22 protein-coding genes and 1 pseudogene are annotated in these 14,864 nt (G+C 49.2%); 22 read left to right on the plus strand and 1 reads right to left on the minus strand.

The features are described from left to right. Positions 1–131: 131 nt before the first annotated feature. From OGX95_RS09900 to OGX95_RS09950, 11 genes are all read left to right on the plus strand, one after another. On the plus strand, positions 132–317 hold the full coding sequence (locus tag OGX95_RS09900; protein WP_071828988.1) for a DUF4222 domain-containing protein: 186 nt from the start codon (positions 132–134) through the stop codon (positions 315–317). Continuing rightward, the gene (locus OGX95_RS09905; protein ID WP_286629289.1) at positions 301–1,323 is read left to right on the plus strand and encodes a phage replication protein O; all 1,023 of its coding nucleotides are present in this window, start codon (positions 301–303) and stop codon (positions 1,321–1,323) included. Before OGX95_RS09900 ends, OGX95_RS09905 begins: the two co-directional genes overlap by 17 nt. Beyond that, entirely contained in the window at positions 1,323–2,198 is an 876-nt protein-coding gene (locus tag OGX95_RS09910) for a phage N-6-adenine-methyltransferase (RefSeq protein WP_286629327.1), read from the plus strand. The genes OGX95_RS09905 and OGX95_RS09910 overlap by 1 nt, the downstream gene beginning before the upstream one ends. Next, the gene (locus OGX95_RS09915) at positions 2,195–2,593 is read left to right on the plus strand and encodes a RusA family crossover junction endodeoxyribonuclease (protein ID WP_286629290.1); all 399 of its coding nucleotides are present in this window, start codon (positions 2,195–2,197) and stop codon (positions 2,591–2,593) included. Before OGX95_RS09910 ends, OGX95_RS09915 begins: the two co-directional genes overlap by 4 nt. Positions 2,594–2,679: 86 nt before the next feature. After that, positions 2,680–3,564, plus strand: a complete 885-nt coding sequence (locus OGX95_RS09920; protein ID WP_234662062.1) for an ORF6N domain-containing protein — start codon at positions 2,680–2,682, stop codon at positions 3,562–3,564. Then, positions 3,561–4,556, plus strand: a complete 996-nt coding sequence (locus OGX95_RS09925; RefSeq protein ID WP_286629291.1) for a DUF968 domain-containing protein — start codon at positions 3,561–3,563, stop codon at positions 4,554–4,556. The genes OGX95_RS09920 and OGX95_RS09925 overlap by 4 nt, the downstream gene beginning before the upstream one ends. Positions 4,557–4,572: 16 nt before the next feature. Next, complete coding sequence (locus OGX95_RS09930; RefSeq protein WP_286629292.1) at positions 4,573–5,403, plus strand: antitermination protein; 831 nt, start codon at positions 4,573–4,575, stop codon at positions 5,401–5,403. 174 nt (positions 5,404–5,577) lie between these two features. Beyond that, a complete protein-coding gene (locus tag OGX95_RS09935; protein WP_286629293.1) occupies positions 5,578–6,330 on the plus strand; it encodes a hypothetical protein in 753 nt (250 codons plus the stop codon). Between the two features lie 101 nt (positions 6,331–6,431). Then, the gene (locus tag OGX95_RS09940; protein WP_061353905.1) at positions 6,432–6,818 is read left to right on the plus strand and encodes a phage holin family protein; all 387 of its coding nucleotides are present in this window, start codon (positions 6,432–6,434) and stop codon (positions 6,816–6,818) included. Beyond that, a complete protein-coding gene (locus OGX95_RS09945) occupies positions 6,805–7,086 on the plus strand; it encodes a phage holin family protein (RefSeq protein ID WP_286629294.1) in 282 nt (93 codons plus the stop codon). Before OGX95_RS09940 ends, OGX95_RS09945 begins: the two co-directional genes overlap by 14 nt. A 155-nt stretch (positions 7,087–7,241) precedes the next feature. After that, a complete protein-coding gene (locus OGX95_RS09950; RefSeq protein WP_286629295.1) occupies positions 7,242–7,865 on the plus strand; it encodes a glycoside hydrolase family 19 protein in 624 nt (207 codons plus the stop codon). Between the two features lie 74 nt (positions 7,866–7,939). Here the strand turns inward: OGX95_RS09950 and OGX95_RS09955 are convergent, their stop codons facing one another. Next, on the minus strand, positions 7,940–8,710 hold the full coding sequence (locus tag OGX95_RS09955) for a DUF4145 domain-containing protein (protein ID WP_286629296.1): 771 nt from the start codon (positions 8,708–8,710) through the stop codon (positions 7,940–7,942). Between OGX95_RS09955 and OGX95_RS09960 the strand changes: the two genes are divergently transcribed. From OGX95_RS09960 to OGX95_RS10010, 11 genes and pseudogenes are all read left to right on the plus strand, one after another. Then, entirely contained in the window at positions 8,709–8,903 is a 195-nt protein-coding gene (locus OGX95_RS09960; RefSeq protein ID WP_286629297.1) for a hypothetical protein, read from the plus strand. The two genes, OGX95_RS09955 and OGX95_RS09960, sit on opposite strands and share 2 nt — an antisense overlap. Positions 8,904–8,919: 16 nt before the next feature. Beyond that, positions 8,920–9,189 (plus strand): hypothetical protein, encoded by a 270-nt coding sequence (locus tag OGX95_RS09965; RefSeq protein ID WP_286629298.1) that lies wholly within the window; start codon positions 8,920–8,922, stop codon positions 9,187–9,189. Then, positions 9,146–9,352: a hypothetical protein gene (locus OGX95_RS09970; protein WP_286629299.1), complete on the plus strand. Its 207-nt coding sequence runs from the start codon at positions 9,146–9,148 to the stop codon at positions 9,350–9,352. Before OGX95_RS09965 ends, OGX95_RS09970 begins: the two co-directional genes overlap by 44 nt. Positions 9,353–9,374: 22 nt before the next feature. Continuing rightward, complete coding sequence (locus tag OGX95_RS09975; RefSeq protein WP_196239034.1) at positions 9,375–9,560, plus strand: hypothetical protein; 186 nt, start codon at positions 9,375–9,377, stop codon at positions 9,558–9,560. 341 nt (positions 9,561–9,901) lie between these two features. Continuing rightward, positions 9,902–10,351 (plus strand): hypothetical protein, encoded by a 450-nt coding sequence (locus tag OGX95_RS09980; RefSeq protein ID WP_286629300.1) that lies wholly within the window; start codon positions 9,902–9,904, stop codon positions 10,349–10,351. A 410-nt stretch (positions 10,352–10,761) separates the two neighbouring features. Beyond that, entirely contained in the window at positions 10,762–11,307 is a 546-nt protein-coding gene (locus tag OGX95_RS09985) for a terminase small subunit (protein ID WP_286629301.1), read from the plus strand. Then, positions 11,282–13,204, plus strand: a complete 1,923-nt coding sequence (locus OGX95_RS09990) for a phage terminase large subunit family protein (protein ID WP_286629302.1) — start codon at positions 11,282–11,284, stop codon at positions 13,202–13,204. The genes OGX95_RS09985 and OGX95_RS09990 overlap by 26 nt, the downstream gene beginning before the upstream one ends. After that, on the plus strand, positions 13,204–13,410 hold the full coding sequence (locus OGX95_RS09995; protein WP_003034782.1) for a phage head-tail joining protein: 207 nt from the start codon (positions 13,204–13,206) through the stop codon (positions 13,408–13,410). Before OGX95_RS09990 ends, OGX95_RS09995 begins: the two co-directional genes overlap by 1 nt. After that, positions 13,407–13,601, plus strand: a pseudogene (locus tag OGX95_RS10000) (phage portal protein); the annotation flags it as partial. The gene OGX95_RS09995 and the pseudogene OGX95_RS10000, both read left to right, overlap by 4 nt. Before the next feature lie 16 nt (positions 13,602–13,617). After that, a complete protein-coding gene (locus OGX95_RS10005; protein WP_502872774.1) occupies positions 13,618–13,941 on the plus strand; it encodes a phage tail tip fiber protein in 324 nt (107 codons plus the stop codon). Then, the coding region (locus tag OGX95_RS10010; protein WP_286629303.1) for a DUF6453 family protein at positions 13,941–14,864 on the plus strand (924 nt) is incomplete at its 3' end. The genes OGX95_RS10005 and OGX95_RS10010, both read left to right, overlap by 1 nt.

A 14,864-nucleotide genomic window follows, 5' to 3' on the forward strand; every position in this document is an offset into this window, starting at 1 on the left:
CTACGAATGATCCCGGTGCCGGGTCTTCCGCTGTTTCGGTATGAATGCAAAGTATCAAATCGCTGGGTGTCATGTAACCACAGTCAGGACTCTGTAATTGTGGGGGTCTACTACCGGAGGGCAAAACGCCTGTGCGCGAACTTAACCGAAGGTTCAAAGACCACCGCGGAGTGCCAGTCCGTGTTATCCGCTGGGAGCCAGAAACACAGCGCGTTATCTACCTGCGTGATGGCTACCCGCATGAATGCTTCAGCCCACTTGAGCATTTCAGGCAAAAGTTCAGGGAGATAACGGACGATCATGAGCCAGATATTTGAAATCGTTCAATCGCTATCCGGGCAAAGGAATTGCATCACCATTCCGGTCCCGTACCTCGATTATTTCTCCGGTGATCAGCAGGCGCATGCTTTGGGTGCTGTGCTAAACCAGCTTGTGTTCTGGTCCGGTAAATCAGACCTGAATGATGGTTGGTTTTACAAAGAACACAGCGAACTGGCGGCAGAGATTCGCGGTGTGAGTGAAGATCAGGTGCAGCGTCTGGTAAACAAGATTTGTACCCGCTGGTTACCAGGGGTTGTTGAGAAGGCCCAGCGACAGGTAAACGGCACTAAAAAGACGCATTACCGTATCAATGGCGAAGCGCTAATCAATGTTTTATTCCCGTCAAAGCTGGATTCCGCAGAATCGCGGAACGGGAAACGCGAAGTCGCGGAGCCCATTCCGCAGAATCACGGAACCGAAACCGCAGAATCGCGGAACCCTAACCGTGAAGTCGCGGAACCTATTCTCTATACAGATCATTACTCAGATCACCACAAACAGATCAGTAACCCTTCTTGTCCGGAAGCTTCGCAACCGGACGCTGAAAGTTCATCTCCTGTTGAACAGTTTCTTGCTAAACATCCTGAAGCAGTGACCTGGAATGTACCGAAGCGGCAGTGGGGCAATCAGGATGATTTGACTTGTGCGGAATACCTCTGGGGAAAAATCATCGCGATGTACGAGCAGGCCGCTGAAAGTGACGGTGAAGTAGTCCGACCCAAAGAGCCTAACTGGGCATCCTGGGCAAACGAAGTGCGCCTGATGGTGACGCAGGACGGCAGAACGCATAAGCAAATTTGTGCGCTCTTCAAACGAGCTAATCAGGATTCATTCTGGTGCAAAAACGTCCTAAGCCCTTCAAAACTTCGTGAAAAGTGGGACGAATTAAGTCTGAAGCTTTCCGTATCCATGAAACAGCCTACAGGTGATTCACCAGTAGCACGGGCCAGTTATCAGACCGTTGATTACTCACTGCCAGAAAATTCGGGGTTTCGTTCATGATGACAAATAAATATTGCCAGGCGCTGGCAGCACTGCGTTGCAAACCAGCCCACGAATTGAAAGAAGTTGGCGATCAGTGGCGAACACCGGATCTGCTTTTTTGGGGGATCAACGCGCTATTTGGTCCATTAGTTCTGGACTTGTTTGCTGACGACGACAACGCGAAGTGCCCGGCATGGTACACCGCCGAAGATAACGCGCTGACACAGAACTGGTCTGAACGCCTGGCTGAACTGGGCGGCGCGGCTTTTGCCAACCCTCCATATAGCCGCTCGCAGTATCACGACAAGCAGGCGATCACGGGTATGACACACATCATGAATCACACCATGGACATGCGTGAAAGAGGTGGTCGCTATATTTACCTGGTGAAGTCTGCCACAAGTGAAACATGGTGGCCGGAAGATGCCGATCACATCATGTTTATTCGTGGTCGTATTGGGTTCGATCTGCCAGTGTGGTTTGTACCTGCTGACGAAAAACAGAAGCCCACCAGCGCGTTTTTTGCAGGTGCTATAGCTGTATTCGATAAGTCATGGCGCGGCGAGCGTTTCAGCTACATCAGCCGTACCGATCTGGAAGAAAAAGGGAAGGCGTTCATGTCGCTGGTCACATTTGCCGCTTGCAAGGCCCAGCTGGCAGAAACAGTACAGCCACCTGCGCCGCTGACATCACCAGAAGTTGAATCGCGTATTTGGCCTCTCGAGGTTGGTCTGGTGTTTAACCAAGTGGAAGGCGTTGATGTATTGAGCGAGGCCCAGCAGAACAAACTGAAAGCCAACATCAATCAACTCTGGCTGGAGCGGACGGCAACCAGCGAAATCATTACTGTCGCTTCTGAACTTGTTCGCAATATGCGGGGAGAGGCCGCGTGAAACTGATCCTGCCTTTTCCTCCGAGCGTGAACACTTACTGGCGCGCCCCTAACAAGGGGCCGCTGGCCGGTCGTCATCTCATTAGCGTTGAAGGCCGTAAATACCAGAGCGCTGCCTGTGTAGCGATCATTGAGCAATTACGACGCCTCCCGAAGCCATCGACTGAACTTGCAGCGGTAGAAATCACGCTGTACCCGCCGGATGCGCGCCGCCGGGATATCGATAATTACAACAAAGCCCTGTTTGACGCGCTGACGCATGCGGGTGTCTGGGAAGACGACAGCCAGATTAAGCGCATGCTGGTGGAATGGGGGCCAATAGTACCGAAGGGAAAAGTTGAGATAACCATAACGGCATATAAAAAAGAGGTGGTTATATGTCCAGCTGTGGGTTGAATATTGGTCGATATGGCAGTAATGTCGGAAAGTGCAAGCGAAACGGGCGTGCAGGCCCTTCGCAACAATCAGAGTATGGAGATAATATGAGCAATCATCATGTTATGGGCACTGCTACGCCCAAAAATAGCACTTCATCAGTAATTTCCGTTAATCACTCGTCGGTGCCGGTGATCACTTATCGCAATCAACGTGTCGTGACAACGGATTCCCTTGCTGCCGGTTACGGCACAACACCAGTAAGAATTCAGCAAAACTTCGCTCGAAATGAGCAGCGATTTATCGAGGGTAAACACTTCTTCAAAATCACTGGTGATGAGCTGAAATCGTTCCGACTATCATTTAGCGATGTGGTTAATAAACACACTACCTCGCTAATCCTGTGGACTGAACGTGGTGCTTCCCGCCATGCGAAAATGCTTGAAACCGAATTAGCCTGGGACTTCTTTGAGCAGCTTGAAGATCATTACTTCAATCTTCGTGAGGTCCACGGTGTCATGCTGCCGAATATGTCCGATCCAATAACTCTGGCGCGTGCGTGGGCGGATGCCATGGAAGCAAAGCAGCAGGCTGAGGCGCTTACCCACCAGCAGGCCGAATATATCGAGCATCTCGAGAGCCTCTTCACTGATGGGCTTTCCCCTGTACAGTTCTGTAAACGTCTGAATGGTGTTAATACCTCAAAAATTAGCGCCTGGCTTGTTTCGATGAACTGGTTATATGACGACAATCCGGAAGGACGCAGCGCACAATGGCGTGTACGGTCATACGCGCGTGATAAATACCTCACCGAGAAAAGCAGCAAAGTCTCTCCAAATTCAGCAGTCAGCTTTACCACCTATCAGCCTGTTCTTCTCCGGGATGGAGCCATCTGGATCTACAAAAATTATCTGAAAGGGAATCTTCCGATGAAGGTGACCTGGAACGGGAGCTTCACCCACGATAAAGAACTGGCTGGTGGCGACAATTGAGGGCATTACTCACACCTGAAATAGCCCCCCGTATGGGGATTGTGTTGTTCCGTCCCGGTGCGGAACTGATGCACCTCTTCATGCGTGGTCGCGTTCTGCTCGAGCCTGAACCAGAGGAAATGGCGTCATTCAGTACCGGGGCTGTTCCGGCAGCCATTCAGCCCCTGGCTGATGATCCGGTAATGCGGCAGGTCTTCGGGAATGAGCGGGTTATTCATCGCGCTGGTGGGCTGGCTTCCCTCGAGCAGTGGCTGAGTTCAAGGTTTGAATGCCAGTGGCCACATTCATCGTGGCATGACAAGAACTTCACAACAATGCGGCATCCACCAGGAAGCATTCGCCTGTGCTGGCATTGCGATCACACTTTGTCCGGGCAGCATACTGAGCAGCTTGCAGGTATAGCGGCAGGAAACCTGGTATCCTGGATTCTGGAAGTCATTCGGCGTGATTCTGGTTTTCCCGAGTCGCATATCCTGACGCTACCGGAACTGTGCTGGTGGATGGTCAGAAACGACCTGGCTGATGTTATTCCGGAAAGCGTTGCACACAAAGGGTTACGCCTTCCGGATGACAAGATTAGGTCTGTCATGAGGGAAAGCGACATTGTGCCTTCCGTGTCTGCAACCAGCCTTGTGCAGGAGAAGGCGAAGAAGATCCTCACGCTCTCTGTTGATCCGGAGTCTCCAGAGTCTTTCATGCTCAGGCCAAAACGTCGCCGCTGGGTAAATGAGACGTACACCCGCTGGGTTAAAACACAACCGTGTGAGTGTTGCCGTCGGCCAGCAGATGATCCGCACCATATCGTAGGGCACGGTATGGGTGGTACAGCAACAAAAGCCCATGACCTCTTCGTGATCCCTCTGTGCAGAGAGTGCCACGACGAGTTACACGCCGATGTACCGGCATTCGAGCAGAAGCATGGTACGCAGCTTGAGCTGCTACTGCGTTTTATGGATCGGGCGCTGGCGATCGGCGTAATTGCGAAAGCTTAAGAAGTATGGAGACCGTATGAATCTGGACAATGTTATAAAGTTTTTTGCGCCTAAAGGCATGCACATATCAGATACCAGTAGAGCGACAGCCAGTGAACAACTGACGGTGACTGATGTAATGGCTGCATTGGGGATGACTCAGGCCGATGCGGGGATCGGGCTGGCAATGTTTTTAGGTAAAGCTGGTATCAGCAGCCAGGACAGAGAGGCGTCAATTGCCTGGCTAACTGAGTACGCGAAAGAGCATGCGCCCATGGCCATTCGCAAAGCATCAGGGAAAAAGTTTCCCCTCTGCATGCGTATCCTTGCCCGATTTGCCTATAACGATTATTCCTCATCAGCAGCTGATAGCGTGGCGTGCCAAAAATGTAGTGGTAAAGGGTTGCTTACAACCACTAAAACCGTGACGAAAAGCCATTACACCATGCGATTGCCACAATGGGCCAAAGACCTGAAACAGTCACCATCTGACTTTGAGGTAAAGCGTGTGGTAACTGATACCGAGCAAAGTTTATGTCCGCGATGTCATGGTAATGGAAAGCTAAGTAAGCGATGCCAGTGTGGCGGAACCGGTAAGACGGTTGACCGTAAAGCGACAGAACTGCAGGGCGCGCCAGTTTATAAAGAATGTAAGCGCTGCGAAGGGCGGGGATACAGCCGGCCAAAATCATCGGTTGCCTATCGCGGTATTTTTTCTGAGTTGCCGAGTCTGCCTGATCGAACGTGGCGTTATAGCTGGAAACCATTCTATGAAAGCCTGGTGACCAAATGTTTCCAGGAGGAGAGTTATTCAAGCTCTCAACTGAACCGGGTGACTAAAAGTGAAGATGTGATAAATATCGCGTAATTTAGCGTCACGATGTTTGCAATGTTGCCGTTTTTGTGTATATTTGACACCAATAATGGGATTTGTATACATAAAGATTATGTCCTTCGCTAAAGCTCCTGTGTTGTAGGTGCTTTAATATTCATAACCTGAACACATACGTCTTCAATCGGTTCATTGGTATTTGAGGAGAACATGCGCATTTTTGAATTGGAACAACCAGGAACATGGCTTATCTCTGGAACTGATGACACAAGGAAGGTATTTAAAGCCTTACTTTCAAATATTCAGATTGTGTTCTATGAGGCTAACGTTGCTTTGAACATGTTTGAAGATTGTAGGAGCAAAAATTTAGATGTCATTCCCTATGATAAAAACAAATGGCAACAGGACATAGCTCATAGGAAACTGTGTGAAAATAAAATCATAGAAACATATCATCTTGATCCTATTGGTGATATTGAAGAAATCGAATATCAGTCAGCGATAATGCTAAAAAGAAATAAGTGGGTTGCTGGGGATGTTCCAATGAATCATATTGATAGATACTTATTTATATATGCTAAGGCATTCATCTATGCTCTTGATGAAATATATAAGTGCGTAAGAGAATTGAAAAAATTTGATGGTGTTCATAAGAACAAAATAATTGAGATTTGCGACTTGATCGAAGAAAAACTCCCTAAGTTATCGGAGGTTCGTAATTCTTCTCAGCATATGGAAGAGCGAGTACATGGTTTGGGCGCTCATAGGAAACCACTTCATGAAGACGGTGGTGCCCTTTGGCTCAGTAATCTTGACGGTACACGATTTACTACCACTATTAATGGTGGTAAAAAAGCCGAAGTAGATATCTCATGCAAATCTTTGGAGCATATGAGAGATATTGTACAACAAACTTTAGAAGCATTTGAGTGGGAAGGACCGAAAGTACATCTCCCAAACTAATTTCACATAAATATTCATATCCCATCATGAAGGCTACCAAGCGGTAGCCTTTTTTATTCCCCTCATTCCGAGAGGACTCACAGCAATAAAGAGGGGGCTAAATGTCCGATCCGATTTCCGGTACTGGGCTGGCTGGTGGTGTCCTGACGGGAGCCAGTGTCTATGGATTTGTTTCCGGAACCGATTACGGCGTGGTGTTTGGTGCATTTGCCGGGGCTGTATTTTACATTGCAACCGCCGCGGACCTGAGTGCAGCGCGCCGGCTGGCGTATTTTGTCGTGTCCTACATCGCCGGGATCATCTGCTCAGGGCTGGTTGGTTCAAAGCTGGCTGACTGGACTGGTTACAGTGATAAGCCTCTGGACGCTATCGGAGCCGTAATCGTTTCTGCTTTAGCTGTCAAAATCCTGACGTTTCTGAATAACCAGGATGTTGGCTCGCTGGTGGCGCTGATAACGCGCCGGGGAGGTTCAGGTGGTACTAAATGACCCATCGGCAACAATCAACGCACTGCTTTGCGCTGGGGTTGTGCTGACCCTGATGTTTTACCGTCGCGGTGATTCCCGACATCGACCGTGGATATCTCGCTTAGCGTGGCTGCTTACGGTCATCTACAGCGCCGTTCCGTTGGCGTATCTGTGCGGTATCTACCCTTACTCATCGTGGGCCACTATCGGGGGCAACATTATTTTCCTGTCCGTGCTGGTCGCCGTCAGAGGCAACGTAGCTCGGCTTATTGATGCTGTGCACAAATAAAAAAGCGAGTCGCAACGACATCGCTACAACCCGCAAAGAAGGTGAAATCATTAGGATTTATCTTAAGTCTCATTGTGACTTAAATTAAATTTAATTTCATTATCTCAGATGAATTCTAATCCCTACCATTAATAGTGGTTTAATCCGGTATACATATGAACCAATCACAATTTCAGCAGGCGGCTGGTATCAGCGCCGGGGTTTCTGCACGCTGGTTTCTGCACATTGATGCAGCAATGAAAGAGTTTGGTATTACAGCACTTAACGACCAGGCCATGTTCATTGCACAAGTTGGGCATGAATCTGCTGGTTTTACTTCGCTGGTAGAAAGCTTCAACTACTCGGTTGAGGGGCTGAAGAAAACCTTCGGTAAGCGTCTGACGCCGTATCAGTGCGAAATGCTGGGGCGTGTCGATGGTAAGCAAGTCGCCCACCAGCCGCAAATAGCCAATATGGTTTACGGTGACCGCATGGGGAATAACAGCCAGGGGGACGGCTGGAAATATCGCGGTCGTGGCCTGCTTCAAATCACCGGCTGTGAGAACTACACCAAATGCGGTGCGGCACTGAAACTTGACCTTGTCAGTACGCCAGAATTGCTAACGCAGGAGCGACATGCGGCCCGTTCGGCGGCATGGTACTTCACGTTACGCGGTTGCCTGATGTATTCGGGTGATGTGGAACGTGTAACGCAGATTATTAACGGCGGGCAGAATGGCATTAAAGACCGCCGTGAACGTTACGCCAAAGCAAAAGCTGCACTGGTACAAGATAATTAGCCACGTCAATTAACATAATTATAATTTGAATTCGAATGCTCTTAACAATATTGACAGTGGCTAAGATTAGGGAGTTAGGCCGATACACCCTGATTGCGAAGCGCTGTAACCCTTGCTGGGTGGGAGTATAAAAACTCAAGCATGGAAACAGTAAACGCACGAATCTCAGACGCTTCTCGCGCATCAGGCACATCGGAATGATCATGTGCCGCACCATTACCAAATTGGCGGATTGTGTGAGCCCATTCGATCATAACCTCGGGTAATTTCCTGGACTCACCGAGTTGGTTGATCATGCTAACCAGTTTGCCTCCCGAGACTCCTAACTGATCACTACAGGCAGCTTCAATAATCAGGCGGCAAGAAAATAGTGTCAGCCTAGGTGAGCCGGATGCATTAAGGAGGTCATTCACAAAAATTTGATGTATTCCCGGTGGAAGATCGGAGGGAACTGCTTCCTTAGAATCAGGGTGAAAGGCATCGATTTTAAAAAGAGGTCCAAGGTCAACCCCAAGTGAATCCATCGTTATTTGATGACCTATATATCGTTGTCCAGTACCACGAAGTGAGGGGTCCATTAGCTCAAGACTGATTCTGTTTAAGAAACGCATCGCTGATGCTGCCTGGTTGATATTGCGGATAGAAAAATCAATAGTGATTGGATTGTGACAGTTACGGCAGGTGAATAATCCCCTGTACCGACCTGGCGCTTCTTGCCAATGGATTTTCTGTGTTGTGTTATCCCTCCTAGATAAGGAAAACGGAACTGCATTCAGTAATGAAAATGAAGCGTTGCACCCGCATGTGGTGCACTGAATATCACTGAAATAATGGAAATAAGCCATGTCTAATACTCCTGAACCAAACCTCATTATTGAAGTGGATAATGTAGCACGCTGTAAGTTTACCCATACAGAAAGACAACAGGCTCTTCTCACACTTCTGGAAGCTGCGGGTGCAAATGCTTTTTGTTTCGCGCTCGCAAGTCTTATGGATGTAGAGAATCGAGTGCGTCAGATACAACAAAAAGGCAGTTAGCGGGAAAGAGGAGCTTATGGGACTGAAAATGATTATCGGCCTGGCTGTTGCTGTACTGGCTGCAATTGCAGGGGCTTTTAGTCTGGGTAAATCACGCGGTACTAACATCGCGGAGACAAAAGCGGACCAGCAACGCACTGAGGAACGTGCAGCAGCTACTGAAGCCGTTGCAGAACGCCGGGTAGAGGCAACAAAAGGAGCCAGGGATGTACAGCAAACTGTTAGTCATCTTCCTGATGACGATGTTGACCGCGAGTTGCGCGAAAAATTTACCCGCAAAACCTGAAGTAACGGACACGGCCTGTGACTGGGTAAGTATCATCTACCTCACAGAGCACGATATTACCGTGCTGGATAAGCAGACGAAGCGGGATATATTGGCGCACAACAAATCAGTGCAGGCTAACTGCAGGAAGGAGCCGGGTCGTAAACGTAGAGAACTTAAGTAACGCGCATTGCATCTATAACGAGATGAAAGAGCTACAGCGACAGAAAGGCATACTGGAAAGCGGTGCCGGGCTTGGTGTAACAATCCAGTCAACCTATCAGGATAATGCCTTTCTTGATGCCATACGCCCGCATGCAGTGACCGAACTGGATAGACGCATTCAGCAAAAGATCGAAGCGCTTGCGAAACTCGGGGTGACATTCACTTAAAGGTTTTGTTGCTGTAGCGTTTAGTGAGTTCTAGGGTTATCCAAAAGCATATTACATCAATGATTTTCTCAATGTGTGGAGCGTATGCAAGTGCGAGTTCGAGCGCGATTTGGTGATTCATTTTATCTCCTTGGCTATATATGAGGAGATAGTCACGGGTCGCCATCTCCCATTGTAGCGTCTAAAGCGCGCACAGCATGTAGAAGTCGTAGTCTAGCGTACTAGACTGCTTGAATCCTCTGAATTAACCAAACACTTCAGTTCGATTGAAATGGCATTACAGCAGGTGTTCACTGAGTACTTGTGATAATGCTATCTTATTCCTCTTATAAGGAGGATAAATGAGTATTTCCGAAAAAATCGCATTGTGGTCCATGATTGGAGCTTGGGTGTCTGCTTTAGCATCAGTGGTTACTGTGATAATTACTGGTTTTGCAGCAATAATTGCATTTAGAACTTTAAATTCGTGGAAAGACAAAGAAAGATTAATGCAGTTGGTAAGGGTTAAACGTGCAATTTTTGCTTATAGACTTAAGGTTGAAGATATTCTAATTTTTAGGAAAGATAATGATAAAATAAGTAATTATATGAATGAGGTTATGCAGCCTGCATTAGCTGATATATTTCATGAAATGGAATTGGCAGGGCTTAATGATGGGGAATATACAGAGGTCCAGCTATTCAATGAGTTATTTGTAGCCCACAATAATTATAAAGAAAGTCATCTTCATTGGCAGGGATTGTTAGAGGCGGCAGTTGAACTTCAAAAATCAATAAAGGTTACACTTTAACCCTCCTAATAAATCATGTTAGCTATTTAGTTTTTATAGACGCAATTCAGTTGCTGGTGATGATCAGCGACTAAATTGCGCGTCACACACGCATATCAAAGAGCGTCTGTCAGGCTGAATTTTCGCAGGACGACCTAATCTAACAGTCGTTGCGTAGAATTATCATGGAAATGATAATTAATATCGTTTATGGGTCCTTTCTGGCAATCCGGCCTGTTACGGGGCGGCGACCTCGCAGATTCTCGCTATTTATGAAATTTTTCTGGCATTTGCCGTTTCCGTTCTTCTTCTCGCTAATTCATTGTTTTAACTGCAAACACCCCCTAAAAAGAAAGGAAGCGATAAGTCTTAAAAACGGCTAAATAGCCAGAGGGCGTTTCCTTTCTCTGTTTTTGTGCATGGAGTGGGCTATGGAGGTCAACAAAAAGCGGCTTTCTGAAATATTTGGTGTCAGCGTGCGAACCATCCAGAACTGGCAGGATCAGGGAATGCCTGTAGCACGTGGCGGCGGAAAAGGTAATGAGGTCCTCTATGAATCTTCCGCGGCTATCGAATGGTATTCCGCACGCGACGCGGCGATTGAGAATGAGAAATTACGGAAGGAGGTGGAAGACCTTCGTCTTGCATCGGAATCCGACCTCCAGCCTGGTACGATTGACTATGAGCGTCACCGCCTCACCCGGGCACAGGCTGACGCCCAGGAACTAAAAAATGCAAAAGATTCCGCTGAGGTGGTGGAAACCGCATTCTGCACGTTCGTGCTGTCGCGGATGGCCGGAGAAGTAGCCAGCATTCTTGATGGAGTTCCTCTGTCTATTCAGCGGCGCTTCCCGGAGCTGGAAAACCGACATATTGATTTCCTCAAGAAGGACATCATTAAAGCCATGAACAAAGCAGCTGCGCTGGATGAAATAATACCGGGGTTGCTGAGTGAATATATCGAACAGTCAGATTAAGGGGCTGCAGCACTCTGCGCGCGCAGGGCTACTTTCGCTGTACCGGCCTGAGCCGCAAACGGCGGTTGAATGGGCAGACGATAATTACTATCTCCCCAAAGAGTCGGCTTATCAGGAAGGGCGCTGGGAAACGTTGCCGTTTCAGCGCGCGATCATGAATGCGATGGGTAACGACTACATTCGTGAAGTTAACGTTGTTAAGTCTGCCCGTGTTGGCTATTCAAAAATGTTGCTGGGTGTTTATGCGTATTTTATTCAGCACAAGCAGCGAAATTCCCTTATCTGGCTGCCCACTGATGGTGACGCCGAAAACTTCATGAAGTCGCATGTTGAACCCACGATCCGCGATATTCCATCGCTTCTGGCGCTGGCCCCCTGGTATGGCAAAAAGCACCGGGACAATACGCTCAGTATGAAACGCTTCTCCAACGGTCGCGGGTTCTGGTGTCTGGGTGGTAAGGCGGCGAAAAACTATCGTGAAAAGTCAGTGGATGTTGCCGGCTATGACGAACTCGCTGCTTTTGATGAGGATATTGAGAAAGAGGGTTCCCCGACGTTTCTGGGTGATAAACGTATTGAGGGCTCTGTCTGGCCTAAATCTATTCGTGGTTCAACGCCAAAAACAAAGGGAACCTGCCAGATTGAGCGCGCTGCCAGCGAATCCGGGCATTTCATGCGTTTTCATGTTGCCTGTCCGCACTGTGGTGAAGAGCAGTACCTTAAGTTCGGCGATAAAGAGACACCGTTCGGGTTCAAATGGACACCGGGCGAACCCTCCAGCGTCTTTTACCTGTGTGAACATAATGCCTGCGTCATTAAGCAGCAGGAGCTGGATTTCACTGAAGCTCGTTACATCTGCGACACCACCGGGATCTGGACGCGCGATGGTTTATCCTGGTTTTCATCAACAGGCACCGAAATCGACCCGCCAGACAGCGTGACGTTTCACATCTGGACGGCATACAGCCCGTTTACCACCTGGGTGCAGATCGTTAAAGACTGGCTAAAAACGAAAGGGGATACCGGAAAGCGTAAAACCTTCGTGAACACGACGCTGGGCGAAACATGGGAGCCTAAAATTGGTGAACGCCCTGACGCGGAGCTTATGGCTGAACGCAAAGAGTTCTTCGGGGCACCCGTACCGGAACGTGTCGCTTATCTGACTGCCGGGATTGATTCCCAGTTGGATCGTTATGAAATGCGCGTCTGGGGATGGGGACCCGGTGAGGAAAGCTGGCTGATTGACCGGCAGATTATTATGGGCCGTCATGATGATGAAGCGACCCTCGTCAGGGTGGATGAGGCGATTAACCGAACCTATTCCCGAAAGAATGGCGTGGAAATGTCGGTATCCCGTATCTGCTGGGATATCGGCGGTATTGATCCCACCATTGTCTACAATCGCTCAAAAAAGCATGGTTTGTTTCGCGTGATCCCGATTAAAGGGGCTTCCGTTTACGGTAAGCCTGTCGCGAATATGCCGCGTAAACGCAACAAGAACGGCGTTTATCTCACGGAAGTGGGGACTGATACCGCAAAGGAGCAGATTTATAACCGCTTCACACTTCAGCCGGAAGGGAGTGAGCCTCTTGCCGGTGCCGTGCATTTTCCCAATAACCCCGAAATTTACGATCTGGCTGAGGCGCAGCAGCTTACTGCTGAGGAGCAGGTTGAAAAATGGGTGGACGGGCGTAAGAAAATCGTCTGGGACAGCAAAAAGCGACGAAATGAGGCGCTGGACTGCTTCGTTTATGCGCTGGCGGCCCTGCGGATCAGTATTTCGCGATGGCAACTGAATCTTGATTCACTGCTCGCGAGCCTGCTGGAGGAAGAGGGGGGGCGGACCAATAACAAAACCCTGGCTGATTATGCCCGGGCATTATCTGGAGATGAATAATGGCGACACAGACTGATCTCGATGCCGCCCGTGCTGCGTTGCATGACCTCATGATGGGAAAGCGGGTGGCAACGGTGCAAAAAGACGGCCGGCGGGTTGAGTTCACTGCGACTTCAGTCAGTGACCTGAAGAAATACATTGCCGAACTTGAGTCACAGGTTGGCACCACTCCACGACGCCGGGGACCGGCAGGATTTTACGCATGAAAACACCTGCTTTGTTAGGACCGGACGGCAAAACCGCTCTGCGGGATTATGCCGGATATCACGGCGGTGCTGGTGGCTTTGGCGGTCAGCTCCGCGCCTGGAACCCACCAAGTGAAAGCGCAGATGCTGCTTTATTGCCTAATTTTTCCCGTGGTAACGCGCGCGCTGACGATCTGGTCCGCAATAACGGCTAACCAGTTCGTCCTGATGAGTGGCAGCGGTGATACGCAATATTCTCCGTTTGCTGTTGTTAATGGTCAGGTATTTATCCGTGATGCTTTAATTCAGGATGGCAGTATCACCAATGCAAAAATTGGCAACTATATCAGGTCCACCTCTTTCGTTTCAGGACCTTTGGGGGCTGGGTGGAATATCGATAAAAATGGTAACTGTGAATTTCATGGCCAGTTTTATGCGAACAGTGGTCAGTTTGCATTTAACGGTACGAATAACACCGTCGTCATTAACGGCAATGGACTAACTGTCAACTTATCTGGCGGTGGGCGGGTTGTCGTCGGGAGGTGGTCATAATGCCGGAAGGGATTTTAATAGACTACAACGATGGCCGTCCGGTTATGGCAATTACTGCGGGGCTGCGGGCCCCCAGTTTTTGCACAACGTTCTCTGGCTGGTCATCCCAGCCAATGCAGTACCCGGTATACACGCCACTGGTTCCAGGCTCTCAGGTTATTGTGATACCCACCAATCCTGTCTACACCTACTCATTTGCTGAATTTGATGTAGCCATTATGACGGGGGTCACCCGAAACGGGGACTCCGGGGTCATCATTGGCGCTGAGACAATCGGGGGTAAAACCCTTACTCCGGACTGGTCCGGCTACGTTATGGAACTGCTGCCTGCAGCGACTTATAACGAAGGGTTGCTGGTTGCGAACTCTACCGACTTCACCGCCATATCTAATCAGGCTGCGCTGATGACCTGTGCCTGGTCCGGGCGCATCACAGTTAACGGTATCGCATCTCTCCCGGTTGGCGGCATTCCTTTTGGTAAATGGGATAACCCGAATGTATCGGTGGGGTTTGATGGCGGCAATATTATCGTTCGCGATATCTCGTACACAGGGCGGGACGACGTGGCCGGAACGGCGACCATAGACCTGGTGATATTCAATCAGACTGCACCTGTCGGCGGTGATGGCATCACTATGACCAACGCCGCAGGTCAGGTCACGTTCTCCACGCTGAAACGCCCCTTTGTATATGACCGACAAATCCAGATTACCGATGCATTCCAGGATATTGGCGGCGGGTTCTGCCAGATAGTTTATACCGGCGCACAGGTCCGTATGGACGGCGGCTACGGGAACCTTCGCACAAAAGGTGTTGTGATGTCGGGCGGTAGCGTCAGGTCTGCCTATAACCGGGTTTTTGGTAATTACTTCAGCAATGGATGGGATATGACCCGTAACAGAAATATCACCATGCCCATTCTC

It is taken from the genome of Citrobacter sp. Cu233, assembly GCF_030332225.1.
Taxonomy (GTDB): domain Bacteria; phylum Pseudomonadota; class Gammaproteobacteria; order Enterobacterales; family Enterobacteriaceae; genus Citrobacter.

Coding starts and splice junctions, on each gene's coding strand:
- OGX95_RS09935 (WP_286629293.1), top strand. CDS start 5,578: ATGCGCATTTTTGAATTGGAACAACCAGGAACATGGCTTATCTCTGGA.
- OGX95_RS09930 (WP_286629292.1), top strand. CDS start 4,573: ATGAATCTGGACAATGTTATAAAGTTTTTTGCGCCTAAAGGCATGCAC.
- OGX95_RS10005 (WP_502872774.1), top strand. CDS start 13,618: ATGAGTGGCAGCGGTGATACGCAATATTCTCCGTTTGCTGTTGTTAAT.
- OGX95_RS09960 (WP_286629297.1), top strand. CDS start 8,709: ATGTCTAATACTCCTGAACCAAACCTCATTATTGAAGTGGATAATGTA.
- OGX95_RS09995 (WP_003034782.1), top strand. CDS start 13,204: ATGGCGACACAGACTGATCTCGATGCCGCCCGTGCTGCGTTGCATGAC.
- OGX95_RS09910 (WP_286629327.1), top strand. CDS start 1,323: ATGACAAATAAATATTGCCAGGCGCTGGCAGCACTGCGTTGCAAACCA.
- OGX95_RS09970 (WP_286629299.1), top strand. CDS start 9,146: ATGTTGACCGCGAGTTGCGCGAAAAATTTACCCGCAAAACCTGAAGTA.
- OGX95_RS09980 (WP_286629300.1), top strand. CDS start 9,902: ATGAGTATTTCCGAAAAAATCGCATTGTGGTCCATGATTGGAGCTTGG.
- OGX95_RS09975 (WP_196239034.1), top strand. CDS start 9,375: ATGAAAGAGCTACAGCGACAGAAAGGCATACTGGAAAGCGGTGCCGGG.
- OGX95_RS09985 (WP_286629301.1), top strand. CDS start 10,762: ATGGAGGTCAACAAAAAGCGGCTTTCTGAAATATTTGGTGTCAGCGTG.
- OGX95_RS09950 (WP_286629295.1), top strand. CDS start 7,242: ATGAACCAATCACAATTTCAGCAGGCGGCTGGTATCAGCGCCGGGGTT.
- OGX95_RS09905 (WP_286629289.1), top strand. CDS start 301: ATGAGCCAGATATTTGAAATCGTTCAATCGCTATCCGGGCAAAGGAAT.
- OGX95_RS09965 (WP_286629298.1), top strand. CDS start 8,920: ATGGGACTGAAAATGATTATCGGCCTGGCTGTTGCTGTACTGGCTGCA.
- OGX95_RS09920 (WP_234662062.1), top strand. CDS start 2,680: ATGAGCAATCATCATGTTATGGGCACTGCTACGCCCAAAAATAGCACT.
- OGX95_RS09955 (WP_286629296.1), bottom strand. CDS start 8,710: ATGGCTTATTTCCATTATTTCAGTGATATTCAGTGCACCACATGCGGG.
- OGX95_RS09940 (WP_061353905.1), top strand. CDS start 6,432: ATGTCCGATCCGATTTCCGGTACTGGGCTGGCTGGTGGTGTCCTGACG.